Origin of the sequence: Acutalibacter intestini (genome assembly GCF_034334985.1) — a bacterium.
Lineage (GTDB): Bacteria > Bacillota > Clostridia > Oscillospirales > Acutalibacteraceae > Acutalibacter > Acutalibacter intestini.
Genome location: NZ_JAWXXL010000004.1, coordinates 1 through 22,560 on the forward strand (window position 1 = coordinate 1; position 22,560 = coordinate 22,560).

The window sequence follows — 22,560 nt, forward strand, 5'->3', positions numbered from 1 at the left end:
AGACAGGCCCCCAAGAGGAGAGGCCGTAATCAGCCGCCCCAAAAATATTGTAAAACCAGCGAAGCGAGATTTTTAGAAGAGCGGAAAGTAAGCGGACAGGCCCCCAAGAGGAGAGGCCGTAATCAGCCGCCCCAAAAATATTGTAAAACCAGCGAAGCGAGATTTTTAGAAGAGCGGAAAGTAAGCGGACAGGCCCCCAAGAGGAGAGGCCGTAATCAGCGAAAGTGTTTTTATGATTGACAGGGCCGAGGGCCCATGGCTGGGAGCGGCTTCTGCGAAAACGGGGGAGAAGAGCCTTTACTTATAGGGGGAGGATCTTATTGGGGAATCTACCAGCGGGCCGCTATTTCGGCGGTGTTCCACCGGCGAAAGGCGCTGGGGGAGCGGCGCGGAACTGGGCGGTTCTCTTTGGGCGGTCTACTTTTGGCGGGGATTGAGGGACTACGTTCACTTTCCGCGCCGCTAAGGGCAAGGTCGCGGGGGCTTCTCGTCCCCGCACCCCTCGGCAGGAGCTTTGCCCCTGCACTCTTTTGCCGCTACGCTGTTTTCTCTTTGGGCTAGAGGGCTAGGCTTTCCGGTTTGGTGGTGGCCGTTAGGTAGCTCTCTATAAATTTTTCGCCGATCTCCACCGGCTCGGCTTGGCCAGTTTTCATCTCCTTCATCTGGGCTTGTCCAGTGGCCAGCTCTTCCTCGCCCAACACCAGGCTATACCGGGCCCCGATTTTATCCGCGTACTTCATCTGGGCTTTCAGCCCCCGGCCGCACACGTCGCAGTCTGCCGCCACGCCGCAGCTGTGCAGTAGATCACAAAGTTCCAGAGCTTTCATCTGGGCCGCCGGCCCCATGGAGGCAATGTACACCTGGCAGCGGGCCCCCTGGTCAAAGTCTGCGCCCTGCTTCTCTAGGGCCAAGAGAATGCGGTCCAGTCCCAGGCCAAAGCCCAGGGCCGGGGTGGGCTTGCCGCCCATCTCCTGGATCAGGCCGTCATACCGTCCGCCGCCGCCCAGGGCAATGCCCAGGCTTTGGGAGGGGAATTCGAACACAGTCCGGGTGTAGTAATCCAGGCCCCGCACCAGGCCGGGGTCCAGGGTAAAGTCAATATGCAGGGCGGTCAAAAGCTCCTGCACCCGAGCAAAGTGGCTTTTGCAGTCCTGGCAGAGGTACTGGGTGATTTTTGGCGCGCCAGCGGCAATCTCCTGGCACTGGGGACTCTTGCAGTCCAGAATGCGCATGGGGCTGCGGTCCAGCCGGGAGAGGCAGGTCTCGCACAGCTGGTCCTTGTGGCCGGTGAAGAATTCTTTTAGGGCTTTGTGGTATTCCTTCCGGCAGGTAGCGCAGCCAATAGAGTTCAGTTGCAGGCCTACGTCGTGCAGCCCCAGACGTTTGAAAGCAGACATGGCCATGGCAATCAGCTGTGCGTCGGCCACGGGCTCGGCGGCGCCGAACACCTCGGCGCCAAAGGTGCGGAACTCCCGCATACGGCCGGCTTGGGGTTTTTCATAGCGGTAGCAGGGAATATTGTAGTACAGCCGTATCGGGTAGCCGCTGTTATACAGGCCGTTTTCCAGCATGGCCCGGGCTGCCCCGGCAGTACCCTCGGGCCGCAGGGTTACAGAGCGCCCGCCCTTATCTGTAAAGGTATACATCTGTTTTTCCACCACGTCGGTTACGTCGCCCATGCCCCGTTGGAAGAGCTCGGTGTGCTCAAACACCGGGGTGCGTATTTCGGCAAAGCCGTTCAGCTCTGCCTCGCTGACCAGCGCCTGCTCCACCGCGCGCCATTTGGCGGTCTGGGCAGGGGTCAGGTCCTGGGTGCCCTTTGGGGCCTTGGTAATCAGGTCCATATAGAGAATCACATCCTAATAAGAATTTTCAGAGGAAAGAGAACGGCGCGCCCCGTAGACTGGCGGACAGAAGAGGGGCGGGAACCCACCCCCGCGCCCACTGCTGCCGCGCCGCTTTTCTCACGGTTTCGTTCATGTAAAAAAAGGGCGCGCCTTCTTGGCTCGCCCCTCTGGGTGGCCTCCCCTTATTATAAAGGGAACGGCCCATTTAATCAATAGCCTGAAAAAATTTACCCTTTTACAATGTCCCGCCAGTCCAGGTCGCCCCGCTCCAGGCCATGTACAAGAACCTCCGCCGTGGCAATATTGGTGGCCACAGGGATATTGTGTTGGTCGCACAAACGCAACAGGTTTAAGGCGCTGGGTTCGTTGCTTTGGGGGTTCAATGGGTCCCGGAAAAACAGCAGCAGATCAATCTCGTCACAGGAAATGCGGGCGGCAATCTGCTGGTCTCCGCCCTGGGGGCCGCTTAAAAACCGCTGTAGGCTTAGGCCCGTGGCCTCGGAAATCATCTTGCCCGTTGTGCCGGTGCCGCATAAGCTGTGGTGGCTTAATATGCCGCAATAAGCAATGCAAAACTGCACCATCAATTCCTTTTTGGCGTCGTGCGCTGTCAAAGCAATGTTCATACAAAACTCCTCCGTTCAACAGTATAATAAAATTATATAATAGGCGTTTCTGCTTGGTAATCATAAAGGACCCTTGGTCCTATAGTCTGCTGGGCATGGGCACAGCTTCTCCTTCCAGCCGGGCCGCCATGCGGGAGAGGGCCATCATGCCGGGCGAATCCTCCCGGGCGGGTTCGCCCTTTTGGAATGCCGCGGCCAGAGAGATGTCCTCTGGGACAAGGCCAAACAGCCGCAGGCCCGAAGCGTCAATAATGGCGTCTAGATCGTTGTAGACCCCTGCTTCGTCAAAAGCTTCGTCGTTAAAGCGGTTGATGGCCAGACGCTTGTCCGCCACCCCCAGCCGGTCCAAAAGCTGACGCACCGTACTGGCGCTGCGCACGCACACAGGGTCTGGACTGCAAATCACCAGGGCCCGGTCAGCCGCGCAGGCGGCAGAGCGAAAGCCATCCCCCACGCCAGCGGGGGAATCCAGCAGCACATGGTCGTAATAACGCTTCAGCAGGGGCACCAACCGCCGCATGACCCCTGGACTCACCCGGTTTTCGCCGCTGGCAGGCGCGGGCAAAAGAAACAGTCCCTGGCTGCCCGGGCAGGGATAAATGGCCTCCGCCGGAGAACACCGGCCGAACACCACGTCGGAGCTGTCAAAAACTAGGCTTTCCTCCGTGCCGGTCATACGGTCCAGGCTTCTCAGCCCGGCGTCGCAGTCCACCAAAAGAACCCGGCGGCCGCGGCGAGCCAGCGCACGGCCCAAGCCGACTGCGGCGGTGGACTTGCCCACGCCGCCCTTTCCGGAGGTGATAACGGACGCGATTCCCATATGGAACACCACCTCGTCTACCATCTTACCACAGAAATGGAGTTTTGTCAAAAACAAATATTATTTTTTAAGAATTATATTGAATGCGCACAAAAAACGGAACGAAGATTTGTTATCTCTTGAAGCTCATTTTTCAATATTTTAGCCAACTGGGGAATAAATTCATTGTATAATCAGATTTGGAGAAATTGTTTTCCATTATAGTTAACGCAGTTCAAAAGAGGTAATACCTCTTTTGAACCTGGCGGCACGGGTATGCCCGCGCCGCGCTGCTTGAAAATCGCCATGTACCGATTTTCAAGTGTGTTTACTATATACGGATGGGTCACAATTCTTCCGGCTTTTTCCAAGAAAAAAGGACACACGGCCCTACTGGCCCGTATGCCCTTTTGTTGTGTTGATAAGGTACGGCTTAGCCGCTGCCTTCCCAGGAATCGTCCTCTGGACCTTCCTCTCCGCTGTATTCTTCTCCTTCCTCATCCTCTTCCGGTTGGTCCCCGGGTTCTGGGGTCTGGCCGCTGCCCCGGTAAAAGGGCGTATCGTTGCTGGGGATGGGGGTGGGGTCAGCCGCCTCTGGTTGTGAGGGGTCGGGCGAGGGCGCGGGCGCGCCGCCGGTAAAGATGGTGTCTGGGATATCGCTGCCCCGGCTGGGCTGGGGAGTGGGGGTGGGGGTGGGGTCTGGCGTGGCGCTGGGCGTGTCGTTTCCACTGGGCTGGTCTCCGCTGGGGGAGGGGCGGGGAGAACCAGAGGGGAATTGGGCGGCCTGCTCCCTGCGGGCGGCCTCTTCGTCCAGCTCCTCCTTGGTCTTTAAAACCTTCCCGTCGTCATCCACCATATTACCGTCTTGGTCAAACTTATGGCCCTCCTCGTCCCAGGTGTAGAACTCAAAGTAGGCGTCCAGAATATCCTTGGCCACGTTTTGGGCATGGGGGCCCTGGTGGCCGTGCTGCAGCATCACAGCCACAGCAATTTTGGGGTCCTCGGCTGGGGCGAAGCAGATAAAGCTGATGTTTTCGCCCGTGCCCCCCTCTTTGTAGGGAATGCCGGAGGTCTCGGCAGTGCCGGTTTTACAGGCCACAGACACCGGGTAGTTGGAGAAAACCCCCCGGGCCGTGCCGCTGGTAGCGGTTTGGCACATGGCCTGGGTGACCACGGCGGTAACGTCTGGGCTGATCTCCGCGTCGTAGAGCAGTTCGGGCTGATAGCGTTCAATCAGCTCCTGGCCGGAGTAGTCCAACACATTCTGTAAAAAGTGGGTGCGGTAGCGCCTGCCCCCGGTGGCGATGGTGGCCGCGTAGGTGGCCAGCTGAATGGGTGTGAAGAGGTCGTCCGCCTGGCCAATGGCCGCCTGGGCGGTGTTGCCGTCCGTCCACTGGGCGCCGGTGTCCGCGTGCAGGTTCCGGTAGGTCTGGGGGCTGGTCATGTTGCCCTTTTCCTCGTACAGCTCTACGCCTGTGTACTCCCCCAGGCCAAAGCACTGGGCGTAGGCGTCCAGCCGGCGGATCTTCAGGTCCAGCCCTAGCTGGCAGAAATAGGCGTTGCAGGACTCGGCAATGGCTGTATACATATTGGCGTTGCCATGCATATCGGTGCAGGCCAGGTCCAGGTCCTCGTAGACAAAGTGCATGTTGCAGTCATAGATGCTCTCTCCCGCGCCCACTATGCCCTCTTGCAGGCCCGCAATAGCCACCAGAGGCTTGAACACCGAGCCCGGGACGTAGCGGCCCGTAAGGGCCCGGTTGTTTAGGGGCTGATACACCAGGTCATCCAGAAGGCTTTGATGGTATTCCCCGTCATAGGATTCGCTGCCCCGGGTAATTTTATTTAGGTCATAGCTGGGGTAAGAGGAACAGGCCAAGACCCCGAAGTCTGAGATGTCAATGGCCACGGCCGCCCCAGAGATGCAGTCCTTCTTGGGGTCCTTGTACGTGGAGGCAGCGAAGCTGGCCTGTATGTTTTTTTCCAGGGAACGGTTGGCCACGGTTTGCAGGTAAGAGTCCAGGGTCAGCTGTACCGTGTGGCCCTGTTCGGGCTGGATGCGCAGGGCGGTGGTGGTTACATTGCCGTTTTCGTCTGTGTACACGGCCTCCTGCCCCCGCTTGCCCCGCAGATATTCCTCAAAGGCCCCCTCGGCCCCGTCTATGCCCACAATATCCTTGGTCCTGTACCCGGCAATATTGGTCTCGCTGTCATAAAGGGTACCGTTTTCCTTTGCTTTTTCCAGCCCGGCCTCGCTGATTTCTCCTGTGGAGCCGATTAGGTGGGGGGCCAAAAAGCCGTCCTCGTCATAGTAGCGGCTCACGTTTACCCGGGTTTCAACGCCTGGCCAGCGGTTGGCGCTCTCTCGAAACACGCCCACGGTCTCGGAGCTCACCCCTGTGGCGAACACATAGGGCTCGTTAATGGAAAAGCCGTCCCGGGTCATACAGTACCGCACCGCCACCACGGTACGGGTATCCTCTTTGGAAAAGCCCTGGTACCGGTAGCGCTTGGCCAGCTCCCGTATGCAGTCGTCTGCGGTGGCATAGTCCGCCAGGTTTAGGTAGTCCCGGCTTTTCAGGGTCTCTATCTCGTCCTCTTCCCCCTCTTTAAACTGGAAGTTTCCTTCCGCGTCCAGCTGGATGGGCAGAATGTCCCGCCACGGCTCTTCCAGCTCTTCCAAAAGGTCGATGACCTCCAAAATCGTGGCGTTTCGCTGGGAATCGTCCATATACAGGGCATTATAGATTACCTGGTACACAATATGGTTGCCGGCCAGCACGTTGCCATTGCGGTCCAGAATTTCCCCCCGGGCGGCCTGAATCTCTACGGCGTCGGTGCGGTGGCTCAAGGCCTCCTGCTCAAATTTGTCGCCGTTTATCACCTGCCAGTTGAATAGCTGGAACTCAAATATACTGAAAAACACAGCCACCACCAAAATGCAGGCGGCTGTGCGTCCAAACTTGATATGGGGTATTTGCATAATGACGCCTTTCCAGAGCACGCTTTGCGGGCTCTACTTCTCCTGCGCCCCCAGGGCCTCGGAAAGCCCCTTGTTCAGCAGATATAAAAGGGGGACGAAGAGCATCGTATAAAAAAACTTGGGCACATAGTGGTGGGTGAGCGCGTACCCCGGCAGGGAATAATGAAAATAATAAGTATACAGCCACTGCCCGCCCAGGGTAACCGCCATGGTCCAAAGGCCCGTAAGCACGGCAGTAACCATGTTCACCCGCATATAGGCCTGCACCAGCAGGCTGACAAAAAAACATAAAACCCCCAGCACCAGGGCGTGAAAGCCCAGAGCGCCGGAAAGGCCGAAATCGCAGAAAAGCCCGGCCACTATGCCAAAGGCCATGGCGGGGACTTCTTCTTCAAACATCGCCATGACCACCGCGGCAGGCAGTACAAGCACAGGCCGTACGCCGCTGATAGTGGGGAGCAGCCCCGGGGTTTGCTGGAGCATAAACAGTACCAGAAGCTCCAGGGTATAGGCCAAATACCGGATGGTCCGATTCAGGTCCCTCATTCGGCGTCCTCCCCGCCCACAGGGCTTTGAGAGGATTCGGGGGCAGAGGCGTCCTGGCCCTTGCCGGGAAAGTCGATGATCACCTGCACGTCTTTTACCTTGCTTAGGTCCTCAAAGGGCCGCAGCACCGCGTAGCGGGAGACGTCGGTCTCCGAGCGCTCCACGCTTTCCACCTGGCCAATCTTCAGCTGGGCGGGGTACACGCCCCCCACGCCTGAGGTGGTGATAATATCCCCGGGCTCCAGCTGGGTGGTGGTGGTCAGGTAGTTCATGCGCAAAAGCCCTGTGCCCGCCAGCATCATATTACTGCTCACCACGCCGGTTTCCTGCTTGTCAATGGAGACGGCCGCCACATGCACCTTTTCAGAGAAGAGGCAGCTTACTTTGCTGGAAGTGGGCATGGCCTCGGAGACAATGCCCACCAGCCCCCGGGAGGTGATCACCGGGTCCCCGGTATTTACTCCGGCCAGGGTGCCCACGTCAATGGAAAAGCCATAGAACACGTCGTTGGGGTCTCGGGCAATGACAGCGGCGGAGCGCATTTCTATTTCTGGCGCTTCTTGGCTGATATTCAGCTGCTGCTTTAGCCGCTGGTTTTCCTGAATGGCCGCGTCATAGTCCACCAGCCGGTCCAGCAGCTGGCCGTTCTCATTTTGCAGGCGAACCACCAGGTCCTTCAGCTCCTCTTTGGAAAAGCCGTCCAGGTCCAAAAACTCGGTGACGTTTCCCGTGACCTCGGTGGCAATGCTCTGCATCGGGGTGGTGGCAAAGCCCAGAATGCTGGATACCAAAGAGCCCCCGGCAGTAGCGGTATAGATGATAAGCCCCAGCAGGACCACCACGGCGATGAGGAGGACCTTGAAGGAGCTGCCTTTCAAAAAGTCATTCACGATGTTTCTCCTAATATAGATGGGGGATAGGACAAAGGGCGGCACGGGCAAGGGGCCGGCCGGTTATTTCCTTCTGGTGTTCCGGTAGTAGGACTTGGGCAGCTCAATCTCCAGGCTTTTGCCCGTGCCTTCCACCACGCAGTCCAGGGGGCGCTCCGCCACATGCACGGGAATGCCCGTTTCTTGGCTCACCAGCCGGTCCAGGCCCTTAAGCAGGGCGCCGCCGCCGGTAAGCATAATGCCCCGGTCAATAATATCCGCCGCCAGCTCTGGGGGGGTCTGTTCCAGGGTCTCTTTAATGGCGTCTACCACCACCATCACGCTGTCTGCCAGGGCCTCCCGCACCTCGTCGGCGTGGATGGTGACATTTTTGGGCAGGCCGTCCACCAGGTTGCGGCCCTTGATCTCCACAAAGGCGTTGATGGTTTCCTCTGTGGGGAAAGCCGAGCCGATGCGCATTTTAATCTCCTCGGCGGTACGGTCGCCGATGAGCAGGTTGTACTTTTTCTTTACATAGGTGATAATGGCCTCGTCGAACTTGTCCCCTGCCATGCGCACGGACACGGCTGTGACAATGTCTCCCAGGGAGATAACGGCCACCTCGCTGGTACCGCCGCCAATGTCCACCACCATGCTGCCCGTGGCCTCGGAAACCGGCAGACCCGCGCCCACCGCGGCTGCCATGGGCTCTTCCATCAGGTCTACATTATTGCTGCCAGCCTGGCGGGCGGCGTCCTCTACGGCCCGGCGCTCCACCTCGGTGACCCCGGAAGGAATGCAGATGACAATGCGAGGCCGGCTAAGGGCCCCGGCCTTTAGGGCCTTCTTAATAAAATACTTCAGCATGGCTGCTGTTACGTCAAAGTCCGCGATGACCCCGTCCTTTAGGGGGCGCACCGCCACAATGGAGCCAGGGGTACGCCCCAGCATCTCTTTGGCCTGTTTGCCCACGGCCAGCACCTCGTCAGAACGCACGTCCACGGCCACCACGCTGGGTTCGCGCATTACAATGCCTTTGCCCCGCATAAACACCAGGGTGTTGGCGGTGCCCAGGTCAATGCCAATATCTTTGGAAAACATGGAAAACATGGATAAAAAACTGGAAAAGCCTGCCATATCGATCCGCCTTTCTACTAATAAAGCGATAAGTGTGGATAAAACCCTAAAATGAAAGTATCCCCAATGAGCCGCCCATTATTTGGAGAAGGGACGCTTGATTTCGTTTTTGTGGGGAAAAGAGTTTTAAGGGCGTCTTTACGGCTGATATGGGCTTCCTATGGGGCCCGCCGCTAAAAAACTCACTTTACGTGTTCTTTGGCTCTATGGGACGGTACGGCGGAGAAAACCCTGGGCCGCTGCTTTTTGGGGAGCCGCTGCTTATTTCTTCTTTACTCTATCTATTATAACGCATTTTTTTCCCTTTCTCAACCGTATGCTTACAGATAATTTGTAAAACCCGAAAAATCCGGCATATATTACGTTGCTCTCTGGGTTTTCCACTATATCTCCGTACGCGGCCTAAGGCCTGTACTGCCAAAGCCTGCCTGTCCCCGGTCTGTCTCCTCCAGCTCTTCCACTTCCTCCAGCTCCGGTGCGGCGACCCGCATAAATACCACCTGGGCAATGCGCTCTCCTGGCTCCACGGTAATGGGCTGGCCGCTTAGGTTGCGCAGGGGAACCCACCACTGGCCCCGGTAGTCGCTGTCAATCACCCCCACGCCCTGGGCCACCACCAGGCCCAGGCGCCCCAGGCCGCTGCGGGAAAACACAAACCCAGCGTAGCCCTCTGGAATCTGGATGGCAAAGCCCAGGGGCACCATGACCATCTCTCCCGGCGGAATGAGAATGGGCTCTTCCGCGCAGGCGGAAAGGTCATAGCCCGCGCTGCCCTGGGTTTGCCGCCGGGGAATAAGGGCCTGGGGGTGAAGCTTCACAAACTGTATTTTCATAGAGATAAGCTCCTTCTAAAAAGTGCTGAAGTAATGGGAAAGGGGTACGGTTATTTGGGGCTGTAAGGCAATACCGCCTATTGTACGTGGGTTACGCGGCCAATTCATTAGACCTCTTGCGAAAATAATAATTGTTTGAGTAATAAAAAGGCCTCCGGGCGCAAAGGACGCGCCCTACGGCAAGGCCATGGGGCTCTGCCCCACACCCTGCCAGGGGCCCAACGCCCCTGGACCGCGTGCTCTGGTCGGCTTGCAGCTATTTCGCAAGAAGTCTATTGATGGAACGCTGTATGGTTATACCGTGCATGGTTTTGCGATTCTGGAAAATGAAAGCCGCAGGCAATAATGCGGCCGTGCTATAACGGAAAAAGCGCGGAGAAATGCCGTGGAAAGACTTTGTGTGGCGTTGCCTTAATTGTACAAATTCATGGCCCTATCAATCTCCCCGCGCACAATCAGCTCTGCCGCGGCCCCGGCGGCTTCCAGGGCAGGGCCCAGGTCCTTTAGCTCCTGCTGGCTGAATTTAGAGAGCACCCAGTCCGCCAGGTTATAGTCTGGGTGGGGCTTTTGGCCCACCCCCAACTTAATGCGGGGGAACTGGTCCGACCCGGACAGGTAGATAATGTTCTTCATGCCGTTGTGGCCCCCGTCGCTGCCCTTGCGGCGCACCCGCAGGCGGCCGGGGGGCAGGTTGATGTCGTCGAACAGAACCATTGTGCGCTCTGGCGGAACTTTATAAAAGGCCATGGCCTCCCGCACCGACTGGCCGCTAAGGTTCATAAAGGTGCCGGGCTTTAGCAGAAGAACCGGCACGTCCCCCAGAAGACACTGTGCCACTGTGCCTTTGAATTTTATTTGGTTAATACGGACCCCCTGTTTTTCCGCCAGGCGGTCTAGGGCCATAAAGCCCGCGTTGTGCCGGGTGCCCTCATACTCCCGGCCGGGGTTGCCCAGGCCCGCTAAGATAAACTGGCAGGGGCCCGCGGGAGCAGGGCGCTTGAAATGGACAAACATTATAGAAACCTCCTTGATGGCAAGGGGATGAATACCAAGAAAATATGAGAGTCTGCTTTAAACCCGGAGAAAAGACGTCTTTTCAAAGTTTTAAGACAGACTCTAGGCATTATCTTAACAGGTTTAGGCAATTTTTGCAAGAAGAATCTTGCCCTGGCAGCAGAATCAAAGGTTGTAATATTTAAGGCAACACCGCACCATTCTAAGCACCGTCTTGCTTGCAGATTTTCCGTGATAGCGCACAGCTTTCGCTGGTCAATGGTGAGATGGACGGCGCTCAATCTGTACCCTCTCACGAAAAATCTGACTGCCCAATACGGTACTTAGAATTCTGCGGGATCGCCTAAAAAACGGGATGCCATAGGCAATATGCCCCCAGTGGTCCCGGTAACCCCCTGATTTCAAGGCTCTTTTATAGGCAAAATTAAAAATTCCTCAGTCGATGATATCATCGACTGAGGAATTTTGTGGTGCCGGTGGCCGGACTCGAACCGGCACGGTATCGCTACCAATGGATTTTGAGTCCATCACGTCTGCCAATTCCATCACACCGGCAATTTAACTTCATCATTATACTCCCTGTGAAAGAAAAAATCAAGTACTTTTTTGTGGCTTTTTGCACCAAAGCTCATTGGGTGGAGCATTTTTGGGAATTGTGTATAGACTTTGCCTGTTTGCGTCTGCCTCTTGTGTGTAAACCGGTAAAAATGCTACAATGAATCCAAAACAACCCTTGGCCCTGGCAGCGGCTGGGAGGAAGAATCAACTGAGAGGAGAGCGATGGACAGTGGAATGGCAGCAAGTTTTGAATGGATATGTTTTACGAGGCGGGCGCTACGGCGCGCGGCTGGTACTGGGGGAACAGCCCTTTTTCAGTTTTGTGTTGGATGGGGTGAACTTTGGCGATTTCCCCGCGGCGGCGGCCTTTGACCAGCTGGGCCAAAAAGAGGTGCTGGGGGCCATTACCTTAGAAAAGCTGGACTGCAAGGGGGTGGCGCTGGAGGCTGTGTTCCGGGCCGAGAGTTCCCTGTGGCAGGAGCACACCTTTATTTGGCGCTTTGAAAAGCGCCGGGCCGAGCATTTTCATATCGTAAAAGGGCGGGGCCCCCTGGGCCGGTGCTTCTTCTTCTCCACGGGGATTCCTGGCGAGTACGACCCTGGCGACAGCCAGGGCTTTGCGTACAATGCCCGTATCAACGCGGAGTTCTACTTTAACCCCGACACCAACCTGGGCAATGTGGAAGAGTTCCGCAACAACCAGTACGGCACCACGGGCCTGTGGCCAGAGTTTCCCGTGCGGGAACAGCTGCTGCTGGAAAAATCCCAGGGTGACTTCGCCCCTTCGCCCCTGTGCTTCTGTTTCTACGACGGCCAAAGCGCCATGGGCGTGGGCCTGGGCACCCAGCCCGGTCAGTACCGCTTCGCCAGCTTTGAGTACTCGGGAGCCCGCAAGCGGGGGGCGGCCTTCTATATCAACTATTTGGGATACACCCAGGCCCAGGGGGAGTACGCCACGCCCAGGGTGTCCTTTACCTTTGGCAGCGGCCCTTTGGACGTACTGGAAAAGCACATCGACTGGTGCGACGACCGGGGCTTTTCCACCCAGTTCGCCTATGAGCCCGCCCCCTGGCACCGGGCCCCTGTGTTCTGCGGCTGGGCCGAACAGACGGTACAGTCTTATCTAAAGAATACCGAGTCTGGGGCAGAGGCCACCCAGAAAAATTATGAGGAGTGGATCGCGAAGCTGGAAGAGCGGGGCGTGCCCTTCTCCACCATCGTTATTGACGACAAGTGGCAGAAGTATTATGGTACCTTTGAGGTGGATGAGGAAAAGTGGCCGGATATGAAGGGCTTTATCGACGCCCAGCACAAAAAGGGCCGGCATGTGCTGCTGTGGACCGCCAGCTACCACACCCAGGGCCTGCCGGACCAGATGTGCATCTTCAATCAGGAAGGCCGCAGGCTCTTTGCCAATGTGGCGGACCCAGCCTATGAAAAGCTGATGCGCGAGCAGATCACCCACCTGGTACGGGACGTCGGCGCGGACGGCTTTAAAGAGGACTGGATCGGCGGCTGCGCACGAGAGGCGGGCATTCCGGGCTATGGGGCGCTCCACGGCATTGAAATGGTGCGGCGGTTCCAGTGGATTCTATGGGACGCGGCCCACCAGGTGAAACCCGACGCGCTGGTAGAGACCCAGACGCCCCACCCCCTGTTCCGGGAGTCCTCGGACGTACTGCGGCTCAACGACCTGTGGTTCTCCACCCGGCATGTGTGCGACACCATGCAGACCCGGGCCCGGGTGGCCCGCATTGCGGGCTGGCAGGTGCTGGACTGCGACAATGCCTCTTGCACCACCGTGAAAGAGTGGTTCCAGTACATGCAGTTCCAGACCCGGCTGGCCACCCCCGCCCTGTACTGCGTCAGCCGGACCGAGTCTTTTTATGAGGAGATTCCACAGGGCATGTGGAGCTATGTGGCAGAGGCCTGGAAAAAGTATGTGGAGGAAAATCTGTAGGCTTCCCCCGGGAGTGTCCAAAATGAAGAGTTAAAAAACGAGGCTCCGATGAAGAAACAGTAAAAGTTTCGTCAACCTTTTCAAAGGTTGCGGGGCTTTTAGGGGCAGAGCCCCTAAACCGCCGGAGGCTACTCTATCGTCATAAACTCTTCTTTTGGACACTCCCGCTTCCCCCTCCCCTCTTGACAAATCCCCAAAACCTGCTATAATGGCGCAAAATCCTATTGATTGGAAAGGAATTTCGCCTATGTATGACAAAACCGCCGCCCTTGGGGCCATTGACCAGGTCGTTGCCCAGGGGCCATACGAACCCTCCTGGGAGTCCCTCTCCACGTGGGAACCCCCTAAGTGGTACCGGAACGCCAAGTTCGGCATCTTCATCCACTGGGGGGTGTATGCGGTGCCCGCTTTTGGCAGCGAGTGGTACCCCCGTAACATGTACATCCAGGGGTCTAAGGAGTACCAGCACCACATTGCCACTTATGGCCCCCACAAGGACTTTGGCTACAAGGATTTTATCCCCTTGTTTAAAGCGGAACAGTTCGACCCCGCCGCCTGGGCCCAGCTCTTTCATCAGGCCGGGGCCCGGTATGTGGTGCCTGTGGCCGAGCACCACGACGGCTTCCAGATGTACAAAAGCGAGCTGTCCCACTGGAACGCTGCCGAAATGGGGCCGAAGCGGGACGTGCTGGGCCAGCTGAAGGAGGCTGTGGAGGCAGAGGGCATGGTGCTGGGGGCCTCTTCTCACCGGATTGAGCACTGGTTCTTTATGAGCCACGGCAAGGACTTTGACAGCGACATTCCCCAAAAGCCAGACCGGGACCACTTGTACTGGCCCTCCATGCCAGACAGCGAAAACTGGGACGACATTACCGGCCAGCCGGGCCCCAGCCAGGAGTTTTTGGAGGACTGGCTGGTCCGCACCTGCGAGCTCATCGACCGCTACCAGCCCCGCATCCTCTATTTTGACTGGTGGATTCACCATGTGAACGCCAAGCCCTATCTGAAAAAGCTGGCGGCCTACTACTACAACCGGGCCGCCCAGTGGGGCGTGGAGGTGGCCATTGACTATAAGCACGACGCCTACCTGTTCGGCGCCGGGGTGCCGGACATTGAGAGGGGGCAGATGGCGGACATTAAGCCCTATTTCTGGCAGACAGACACAGCCATTGCCCTGAACTCCTGGTGCTATACAGAGAACAATGACTTCCGGGACCCGGAGGGCATTCTTTGCGACCTGTGCGACATTGTCAGCAAAAACGGGGCCCTGCTGCTGAACGTGGGACCAAAGGCGGACGGGACTTTCTCGGAAGAGGACCAGGCGGTTCTTACAGCCATTGGCAGCTGGATGCGGGTAAACGGCGAGGCCATCTATGATACCCGGGTGTGGAAAACCTTTGGCGAGGGCCCCACCCAGGTGCGGGACGGGCATTTTTCCGACAGCGTGAAGAAAAATTTTACCCCAGAGGATTTCCGCTTTACCACGAAGGGCGGCGCCTTGTACGCCATGGCCCTAAAGGCGGCGGAGGACGGGGCATACTGTGTACGCTCCCTGCGGATGCAGGAGCACACTGCGGGCACGGTGTTCCACGGTGTGGTGAAGGGGGTAGAGGTGCTGGGCGCTAGCCAGCCGCCCCGGTGGACCCGGGACGAGGAGGGGCTGCACCTCTTTACAGACTATCGGGCCCAGGGGCCTGTGACGTTTAAGATTCAGCTAGACTGATGCTAGAGTCTGTTTTGAAAGCGGAGAAATGCTGGATTTATGCTCAGAAATAAGTGGATTCCAGGAAAAAACCGCAAGAAATGCTGGCGCCTTTCCAGGATTTTTGGTGCCGAAGCCACCATTTCTGGGCAAAACAGACCCTGTTTCGAAGTTTTCAAACAGACTCTAGGCCCTGGGGGCGCCAGGGAGAGAACAGGAAGCCACAAAACCAAAAAGCTCGGGGCCGCTTCTTGGCCCCGGGCTTTTCTATTTTTCTTCTGGCGTGTCTGTAAAGGTGCGCAGCTTTTCCCGGTACTCGCTGGGGGTGATCCCCTCGCTTCGTTTAAAGAGCTTCTCAAAGTACCGCTCGTCTGTAAAGCCCGCCTTGTGGGCCACCTCCCGCACCCGGTCGTTGGTAGAGATCAGCAGTTCCTTGGCCTTTTGCATCCGAATATTCTGCAAATAGGCTGTGGCGCTGACCCCGGTTTTGGTCTTGAAAATATTGCTGAAATAGGTGTAGTTTAGGGACACCACGTTGGCCAGGATGGTCAGAGTAAGAGGCTTCTGATAGTTTTTCTCCATATACGCAATGGCCTGGGCCACCGCGTCTTGGGTGGCCATGCGCTTTTTCAGCCGGGCCCGGCAGAGCTCCAGCAGTTCCCGCTTTAGCTGGCTTTTCAGTTGGGGCAGGGTATCGGCCCAGGCGGAAAAGTGGATGAACGAGGGCCCGGCTCCGTCCAAAAGCTCTTGCTGAATAAACACCTCTATGCGCCGCAGGCAGGCGGGCAGGGTCTGGTACAGGGCTGGATAGCTGGTAAAGCTGGCGAACAGGCGGTCCACCCCTGATTCCACCGCAGAGATTTCCGGCAGCCGCAGGTCCGCGCAAAGATTGTCACAAAGCTGAAGAATTTGGGCCTTGGCTTTTAAAGCGGCGGGGCCCAGGTTTTCCCAGGCGAACACCAGGCGGCTTTTTCCAGCAGAAAACCGAAGGCACAGGGCGCCCTCGGCCTGTAGAGCCGCGTCTTTTAGGTGGAAAATACTCTCCACCTGGGGGCCTATGCCACAGTACAGCCGCCCGGCCCCCGGATACCGCTGGGCAAAATCTTCCAGCAGGGCGCGCAGGTCCTGCCAGGCGCCCGGGCCCTCTAGCCCCACAATCGCGAAAAAAGAGCTCTCAAAAGTGGGAAACATTAAAAAGTGAGAAAACCTGCCCAGCAGCCGGGCCTTTAGCAGCTGCTGCACCTGGTCTAGGGACCTGGCGGCGTCCAGGTGGAAGGAGGCGGCCCCAAAGGCCGCTGCCTGGAAAAAGCGGTTTTCTGTAGAGCCCAGCAGGGCCTCGGTTTCGGGGGAAAGCCAGCGGCCCCACACCTCGTGGAGCTGGTCCAGCAGAATGCCGGAAATCAGCTGCTTTTGGGTCTGGTGCTGGGCAAGCTTGTCAATGCAGCGGGTCAGGGCAGCCCGCAGCTCTTCGGGGTCCACGGGCTTTAGCAGATAGTCCTCTATGCCCAGGTGGATGGCGGTTTTGGCATATTCAAAGTCGTCGTGGCCGCTGATGATAATGGCCTGAAATCCGCCCCGCAGCTGCTGCATCCGCCGCAAAAGCTGTAGGCCGTTGCAGCCGGGCATTTGAATGTCGGTCATTACCAGGCTAATAGGGCGCTGGGCGAACAGCTCGAAAGCCTGTTCGCCGTCCTGGGCCAGAAAGATTTCTCCCAAAGGCAGGCCCAGGCTCTCGGTGATTTTTTTCAGGCCCATCAGGACGATGGGTTTGTCCTCGCAGATCAACAGGTCTATCATGGCAGTCTCCTTTCATTATTTGGGGAGCGAGGGGGCGGATAAACACGGGGCGCTGGGGTCAGATTCAACCGGGAATAGAAGTTTCTTTGGCAGGACCCACAGCGGCGCCCCAAGAGCCTTAGCCAGAAGGAATGGTCAAGGTAACCGAGGTGCCCATGCCCTGGACGCTGGAAAAGAGGATTCCGTACTCTTCGCCGTAGAGCAGCTTAATGCGGGCGTTGGTATTGTACAGGCCAATGGAACCGTCTGTGTCCACCGAGGCGGCCAGCAGCTTCTGCTGGATCTCCAGGGCCAGTTCTGGGGCCACGCCCATGCCGTCGTCCGTGACGGTAAAGCGCAGCAGGCCGTTTTCTTCTTGCAAAGAGAGAAAAATATGCACCGCCGAGCCGTGGGGCCTGCCCGCGTGCTTAATGGAATTCTCAATAATGGGCTGAAGCATGAACCGGGGCATCAGGCACTCCAGCAGGGCCTGGGGCACGCTGGTTTCCAAAACGCAGTCCCGCTCTTCCATAAGCCCCATAATATTCACATAGTCCCTGGCCACCTCCAGCTCTGCGCTGACACGGGCGAATTCCGAGGCATAGCTGGCATAGTACCGCAGCAGCCTGCCCAGAGAAAGCAGGGCCTGGGCGGTTTCTAAGTTGTCCTCCAGCACGGCGCGCATGCGCAGGCACTCCAGGGTGTTGTACAGGAAATGGGGGGAGATTTGTTGGGAAAGCATCCGTATTTGCAGGTCCTTAATTTCCAGCTGTCCCGCGTAGTTATTGTGGATGAGGTTCTTGATTTGCGCGGCCATACCGTTGAGGTTTTCGGCCACCTGGTCGAAAAAGTCGGAGCCTTCCACGGGCAGGCAGATGTCGAAATCTCCCTCTTGGATGCGCAAAATCGCGTGGTTAATGGTGCGAGAGCGGCGCAGCAGGCTATTGACCAGGGCGGTGGCCAGCAGGCAGCACACCAGCACGCACACCACAATAATCAGCAGGACCGGGGTCTGGAAGTTCCGCACAGGCTTGAACACAGCCCCCAGGTCGCTGTGGCAGATGAGCACACAGTTGATGGAGGGGATGGCCGCGGCGTTTACCAAAAAGGTCTTACCCCCATAAGAGATCTGCCGGTGGCTGACCGTCCCTTCCTCCAGCACCTGGGGCAGAAGGGGGGCCGCGGCCTGGGCGGCCCAGTCGGGGTCTGAAGAAAACAGCGCTGTGCCAGACTGATGGAGCAGGGTATATCCCGTGGTCTCAAAGCCGTTGGTGGAAAAATCTAAGGACTGAAAAATGTTGTTAAAATCCAGTTCGCACTCTAGAATCGTCTTGCAAGAGGACATGGCGTTCACAGGAAAAAACATGGAGAGTACGCCCTGGGCAGAGTACTCGATAGAATAGTAGCTGCGGCCTTCTTCCGAAAGCAGCACGGCCACCCGGCTGGCGTCCATAGCGGCGTCTACCCGGTCAAAAAAGGCGGCGTCCGGGTTTTTATAGATATTGTGCACCGCCAGGTTGGAAAAAAGCTTTTCGTTTTTCGTATAAAACCGCATGGCCTTTACATGGGGGGCCACGGACTCTTGGCAGTAGGTAAGGTAGGGGCGCAGGGAGGTGATATAGTTGAGCACATAAGATTTCGAGCTGCTCTGGGTAGAAAAGAAGTTGGTAATCTCCTGGTTGGAGCAGACTTGAAGGGCATTAGAGACCACGCTGTCCATGATTTGGCTGATAGTATGGACGTTTTGCTCAAAGGCCCGGTCTGAATTGCTGATCTCCCGTTCTTGCAAAGAGGCGATCTGATGATAGAAAAAACCAAACAGTACGGTAATAGGGATGAGGGTAACAGCCCCTGTAACACAGAGAATTTTGGTACGAAATTTCATTCGCCTGAACCAAATTGTCAAAAAATGAAACACAGAGCAACCGCCTTTCTAACGCACGGGGTTTTGTGCATGACTACTTAGTTAACTGCTATTAAATTAGTATGAAATGGCGTGTTTGTCAAGAAAAACGAAAAAATCGACACAAAACAGGAAAATAGTTCATTGAAAATTGGGGGGATTTTTCGGTATGATGAAAGCGGAAAAAGGGAGGGGCTTTCCCCTGCCAAAGAAAGAAACTTTCGCTTTTGTAAAAACGGTTCATGGCCCTTTTTGCCAGGGGGCGGGCGCTGGCCCCGGAAAAAGCGCAAGGCATCCTTAAAAAATCCGCAGAAAGAGGGGATAGGAGTGGAGCGAACAGCATCCAATGAAAAAAGAGAAACCTTAAAAAAAGGAGCAACCCGGTGGGAGCGCTTTAGGCGCCAGCTGCCCTACCAGCTGATGATTTGGCCCGGCATGATTTTTCTGGTCGTTTTCGCATACATCCCCATTGCGGGGCTGGTTATTGCTTTTCAAGACTATTCTCTTTCCACCTCGTACTTTAATAACCCCTGGGTGGGCCTAAAGCACTTTCAGTCTTTCCTAAAGGACACCACCTTTTGGATGGCTTTCCGCAATACCATCCAGCTTAGCTTGCTGCGCATGTGCATTGTGTTCCCCATGCCCATTCTGCTGGCATTGGCCCTGAATGAGATACCAAGCCTAAAACTGAAAAAAACCGTGCAGACATGCAGCTATTTCCCCCACTTTATGGCCTATGTGGTGGTGGCCGCCCTGTGGCAGGACGTGTTAAGCAACAACGGCCTGATTAACAACCTGCTGATGCAGGTTGGACTAACCAGCGAACCCATCTCTTTTTGGACAGACCCCGCCAAGTTTAAAGGCCTGGCCACCTTTGTGGAGCTGTGGAAGGGCACTGGGTGGAGCGCTATTATCTACTTCGCGGCCATCAGTGGGATTAACAGCGAACTGTACGAGGCGGCCAAAATAGACGGGGCCGGACGCTTTGCCCAGATACGCTATATCACCATTCCGGAGATCACCAATACCATTATCATTATGTTCATTCTTAGCATTGGCGGTCTGGTTTCCGGCAACCTTAGCGTCTCGCAGCTGCTGGGTAACGCCTTTACCAAGTCGGAGTCTTACATCATCGAATACTACACCTTGGAAATGGGCCTGCGCACCATGCGGTACTCTTTTGCCACAGCGGTGGGCATGTTCCAGTCCGTCATCTCGGTGTTCTTGGTACTGCTGGCCAACTTCTTCTCCAAAAAGTACGAAGACGTAGGCTTATTCTAAAAAAACAGGAGGCGCGCAAAAATGAAACATACTGGTATGGCCATCCGCTTGACCCGGGAGGACAAGTTTGTAAACGCCCTCGCTGTATTTGTCGGCATTTTTACCCTGGTGTTTACGGTATATCCCATTTACTACTGCTTTATTTACGCATTTTCCGACGGCAACGCCGCCCTGGCCCACCAAATTTATTTTTGGCCGGTGGAGTTCACCCTGGACAACTTCCGGGCTGTAATCAATGATTCCCTGCTGGTAAACAGCTTCATGGTCAGTGTGGCGCGCACCGCGATGGCGGTGGTCACAGGGGTGTCCTTTACCGCGCTGACCGCCTATGCCCTGACCAAAAAGGAGCTGGTGGGCCGCCGGGTCTACTCCATTATTGCCATGGTCACCATGTACTTTGGCGGCGGTGTAATTCCCACCTACCTGCTCTACCGGGCTATTGGCCTGCTGGATACCTTCTGGGTGTACATCATCCCCAGCCTGCTTAGCGTGTACAATATGCTTTTGTGCATGGCCTTTTTCCGGGAAATTCCAGAGTCTTTGGTAGAGTCCGCCAAGCTGGACGGCGCGGGGGAGTTCCGCATTCTGGTGCGGATTATCATTCCCCTGTCAGCCCCTATTCTGGCCACCATCAGCCTGTATGTGGGCGTGGGCGCCTGGAACGACTGGTACACGGCCGCTTACTTTGTCAATGACCAAAAACTGATGCCCATGTCCACCATTTTAATGAAGCTCATCAGCGCCTCACAGGCAGCCCAAAAAGCCATGCAGAACGCGGCGGACGCTGGCGTGGGCGGGGGGCACCACGCGGGCCCCACCACGGCCTCTATCCGCTATGCCACCCTGTTGGTCTCCATTGTGCCCGTTATGTGCGTTTACCCCTTTGTGCAAAAATACTTTGTCAAGGGCGTTATGGTGGGAGCTATTAAGGCCTAATCTTGTTCTTCTGCCCGGGCCTGGCCCGTGGTTTTAGAAAAATTACAGTAAAGGATGGACGAAAAATGAAAAAGGTACTGAAAACCCTATGCCTGCTGCTTGCCCTGGCCATGGTTCTCTCGGCCTGCGGCGGCGACGCTGGGAGCTCTTCCACACCCAGTTCTTCCACGCCCGGCAGCTCTGCCCCAGAGAGCAGCACCCCAGAAAGCTCCGTGCCCGAAAGCAGCGCGGGCGGCGAAGAGGCCCCCACCGGCGGCTACGCCTTTGAGGAGCATAAAAACGAGCCCGTTACCATCAGCATCTATGTAGAGGACCCGGGCACCATGTGGGAAAAATGGGGCGAGGACCCTGTTTCCAAAAAGATTACGGAAGAGACCGGCATTTCCTTTGAGTGCGTGGCCCCTGTAACCGACGATGACACAAAGCTCTCTCTGCTCATTGCCTCGGACGACTTGCCGGACGTGGTTACCTCCTGGTATGGCCGGGCAAACTGGGCCACCATGGTGCAGCAGGGCCAGCTGGCCGACCTGGAGGCAGTGGCCAGCGAGTATGCCCCCAAGTACTTTAGCGAACTGATCGACCCCGAGCTGGCGGACTTCAACCGCCAGGACGACGGCACCGTGCGGTATCTGGTCAGCTGCTGGAACACCAGCGAAACCCTGAAATGGCTGGAGGAGCACAACTGGCTGGTGACCACCAACCAGCCCGTCATCCTGATGCGCCAGGACTACCTGCAAGAAATCGGCAGCCCCGAAATTACCACCCCCCAGAAGTTCCTGGAGGCCTGCAAAGAGATTAAGGCAAAGCACCCGGACACCATTCCCTTCTACACGGGCGGCAACACCCAGAACGGCCCCAGCTACCTGCGCTGGCTGTTTGGGCCCTGCTCCTACTATGTGGCAGAGGACGGCACGGTTTCCGGTTCTTACCGGGACCCCCGCTACCTGGATATGTACCTGTGGGTAAACGAGATGGTCCGCGAGGGCCTGATGACCGAGGACAGCTTTGTGGACGGCGACACCGAGAAGGACGCCAAGTCCCTGGCCGGCGAAGTGGCCTCTTACCTGTGGACCGTGGGCGAGACCGGCAAGGTGCCCGCCGACAACCCCGACACCACCTACTACCCCATGCAGCCCTGGGACACCTACGAGGCTGTGCGCTCTAACGCGGGCTATATCCGCTTTGGCATCTCCGAGAAGTCCGAGCACAAGGACGCGGCCATGCGCTGGCTGGAGTACGGCAGCAGCGAGATCGGCGCCCGCACCATGTACTGGGGCGTTGAGGGCAACCAGGCCGACGGCTGGTCTGGCGACGTGGTAAACGGCCCCCACTGCTTTAGCGAGGAAGATGGGGAATGGGGCCAGAAGATCACCTATTTCGAGGGCTTCCAGGACGCCCGCAACGCGGATTGGAGCGGTACTGAAAAGAAGAGCGGCCTGGGCTTCTACGGCGCCTTTGTAAACGGAAACACCATTCTGGGCAGTACTGCCGAGTGTATGCCCACAGACCTGATGAAGCAGATGAACCAGTGGTACGCGCCCAAGGTGCGCTATGACGACGCCCTGGTGTTCAGCCTGCCCGCTGGCAGCGACGAGTCGGTTACCTACCAGTCCATCACCTCTCTGGTCTCCGAGTACAATATCAAGTGGGCCTTTGCCGCCAGCGCCGAAGAGGTGAAGAGCCTGTACAACGAGTTCATTGGCCGGGTAGAGAACGAGTGCAACGAGGCCGGACTGAACCAGTGGTACACCGAGCAGTATAAACTTCAGCAAAAATAAGAATTTTTGGAT

Annotated in this window: 16 protein-coding genes and 1 tRNA gene; 5 read left to right on the plus strand and 12 right to left on the minus strand. The window is 56.9% G+C overall.

From position 1 onward, the window contains the following. Positions 1-557 precede the first annotated feature (557 nt). From hisS to U8U68_RS05150, 10 genes are all read right to left on the minus strand, one after another. On the minus strand, positions 558-1,844 hold the full coding sequence (hisS, locus tag U8U68_RS05105; protein ID WP_322199749.1) for a histidine--tRNA ligase: 1,287 nt from the start codon (positions 1,842-1,844) through the stop codon (positions 558-560). A 230-nt stretch (positions 1,845-2,074) separates the two neighbouring features. Continuing rightward, a complete protein-coding gene (locus U8U68_RS05110; RefSeq protein WP_322199750.1) occupies positions 2,075-2,473 on the minus strand; it encodes a methylglyoxal synthase in 399 nt (132 codons plus the stop codon). Between the two features lie 79 nt (positions 2,474-2,552). Then, positions 2,553-3,293, minus strand: coding sequence for a nucleotide-binding protein (locus tag U8U68_RS05115; RefSeq protein ID WP_322199751.1), 741 nt, complete (start codon positions 3,291-3,293; stop codon positions 2,553-2,555). A 412-nt stretch (positions 3,294-3,705) separates the two neighbouring features. After that, positions 3,706-6,255 (minus strand): penicillin-binding transpeptidase domain-containing protein, encoded by a 2,550-nt coding sequence (locus U8U68_RS05120; protein ID WP_322199752.1) that lies wholly within the window; start codon positions 6,253-6,255, stop codon positions 3,706-3,708. Between the two features lie 33 nt (positions 6,256-6,288). After that, entirely contained in the window at positions 6,289-6,801 is a 513-nt protein-coding gene (gene mreD, locus U8U68_RS05125; protein WP_322199753.1) for a rod shape-determining protein MreD, read from the minus strand. Then, positions 6,798-7,691 carry a rod shape-determining protein MreC gene (mreC, locus tag U8U68_RS05130; RefSeq protein ID WP_322199754.1) on the minus strand — a complete coding sequence of 298 codons (894 nt, stop codon included), beginning with the start codon at positions 7,689-7,691 and terminating at the stop codon, positions 6,798-6,800. Before mreC ends, mreD begins: the two co-directional genes overlap by 4 nt. A gap of 63 nt (positions 7,692-7,754) precedes the next feature. After that, the gene (locus U8U68_RS05135; RefSeq protein WP_322199856.1) at positions 7,755-8,771 is read right to left on the minus strand and encodes a rod shape-determining protein; all 1,017 of its coding nucleotides are present in this window, start codon (positions 8,769-8,771) and stop codon (positions 7,755-7,757) included. Between the two features lie 419 nt (positions 8,772-9,190). After that, the gene (dut, locus tag U8U68_RS05140) at positions 9,191-9,640 is read right to left on the minus strand and encodes a dUTP diphosphatase (RefSeq protein ID WP_322199755.1); all 450 of its coding nucleotides are present in this window, start codon (positions 9,638-9,640) and stop codon (positions 9,191-9,193) included. A gap of 411 nt (positions 9,641-10,051) precedes the next feature. Beyond that, positions 10,052-10,654, minus strand: coding sequence for an aminoacyl-tRNA hydrolase (gene pth, locus U8U68_RS05145; RefSeq protein ID WP_322199756.1), 603 nt, complete (start codon positions 10,652-10,654; stop codon positions 10,052-10,054). Positions 10,655-11,122: 468 nt separating this feature from the next. After that, positions 11,123-11,209: transfer RNA gene (locus U8U68_RS05150), tRNA-Leu, on the minus strand. A gap of 232 nt (positions 11,210-11,441) precedes the next feature. Between U8U68_RS05150 and U8U68_RS05155 the strand changes: the two genes are divergently transcribed. Continuing rightward, entirely contained in the window at positions 11,442-13,172 is a 1,731-nt protein-coding gene (locus U8U68_RS05155; protein WP_322199757.1) for a TIM-barrel domain-containing protein, read from the plus strand. 247 nt (positions 13,173-13,419) lie between these two features. Further along, on the plus strand, positions 13,420-14,895 hold the full coding sequence (locus U8U68_RS05160) for an alpha-L-fucosidase (protein WP_322199758.1): 1,476 nt from the start codon (positions 13,420-13,422) through the stop codon (positions 14,893-14,895). 246 nt (positions 14,896-15,141) lie between these two features. On the opposite strand, the gene U8U68_RS05165 is transcribed toward U8U68_RS05160, so the two are convergent. Next, positions 15,142-16,671, minus strand: a complete 1,530-nt coding sequence (locus tag U8U68_RS05165; protein ID WP_322199759.1) for a response regulator — start codon at positions 16,669-16,671, stop codon at positions 15,142-15,144. A gap of 118 nt (positions 16,672-16,789) precedes the next feature. Then, on the minus strand, positions 16,790-18,535 hold the full coding sequence (locus U8U68_RS05170) for a sensor histidine kinase (protein ID WP_322199760.1): 1,746 nt from the start codon (positions 18,533-18,535) through the stop codon (positions 16,790-16,792). A 345-nt stretch (positions 18,536-18,880) separates the two neighbouring features. Here U8U68_RS05170 and U8U68_RS05175 point away from each other — a divergent pair, with 345 nt between their 5' ends. The 3 genes from U8U68_RS05175 to U8U68_RS05185 all read left to right on the plus strand — a co-directional run bounded on the left by U8U68_RS05175 (position 18,881) and on the right by U8U68_RS05185 (position 22,548). Beyond that, entirely contained in the window at positions 18,881-19,834 is a 954-nt protein-coding gene (locus tag U8U68_RS05175) for an ABC transporter permease (protein WP_322199761.1), read from the plus strand. Positions 19,835-19,855: 21 nt separating this feature from the next. After that, positions 19,856-20,770, plus strand: a complete 915-nt coding sequence (locus U8U68_RS05180) for a carbohydrate ABC transporter permease (protein ID WP_322199762.1) — start codon at positions 19,856-19,858, stop codon at positions 20,768-20,770. 65 nt (positions 20,771-20,835) lie between these two features. Further along, positions 20,836-22,548, plus strand: coding sequence for an extracellular solute-binding protein (locus U8U68_RS05185; RefSeq protein WP_322199763.1), 1,713 nt, complete (start codon positions 20,836-20,838; stop codon positions 22,546-22,548). Positions 22,549-22,560: the final 12 nt, after the last annotated feature.

Coding starts and splice junctions, on each gene's coding strand:
- U8U68_RS05165 (WP_322199759.1), bottom strand. CDS start 16,671: ATGATAGACCTGTTGATCTGCGAGGACAAACCCATCGTCCTGATGGGC.
- U8U68_RS05110 (WP_322199750.1), bottom strand. CDS start 2,473: ATGAACATTGCTTTGACAGCGCACGACGCCAAAAAGGAATTGATGGTG.
- U8U68_RS05160 (WP_322199758.1), top strand. CDS start 13,420: ATGTATGACAAAACCGCCGCCCTTGGGGCCATTGACCAGGTCGTTGCC.
- U8U68_RS05170 (WP_322199760.1), bottom strand. CDS start 18,535: ATGAAATTTCGTACCAAAATTCTCTGTGTTACAGGGGCTGTTACCCTC.
- U8U68_RS05185 (WP_322199763.1), top strand. CDS start 20,836: ATGAAAAAGGTACTGAAAACCCTATGCCTGCTGCTTGCCCTGGCCATG.
- U8U68_RS05180 (WP_322199762.1), top strand. CDS start 19,856: ATGAAACATACTGGTATGGCCATCCGCTTGACCCGGGAGGACAAGTTT.
- pth (WP_322199756.1), bottom strand. CDS start 10,654: ATGTTTGTCCATTTCAAGCGCCCTGCTCCCGCGGGCCCCTGCCAGTTT.
- mreD (WP_322199753.1), bottom strand. CDS start 6,801: ATGAGGGACCTGAATCGGACCATCCGGTATTTGGCCTATACCCTGGAG.
- hisS (WP_322199749.1), bottom strand. CDS start 1,844: ATGGACCTGATTACCAAGGCCCCAAAGGGCACCCAGGACCTGACCCCT.
- U8U68_RS05120 (WP_322199752.1), bottom strand. CDS start 6,255: ATGCAAATACCCCATATCAAGTTTGGACGCACAGCCGCCTGCATTTTG.
- dut (WP_322199755.1), bottom strand. CDS start 9,640: ATGAAAATACAGTTTGTGAAGCTTCACCCCCAGGCCCTTATTCCCCGG.
- U8U68_RS05115 (WP_322199751.1), bottom strand. CDS start 3,293: ATGGGAATCGCGTCCGTTATCACCTCCGGAAAGGGCGGCGTGGGCAAG.
- U8U68_RS05135 (WP_322199856.1), bottom strand. CDS start 8,771: ATGTTTTCCAAAGATATTGGCATTGACCTGGGCACCGCCAACACCCTG.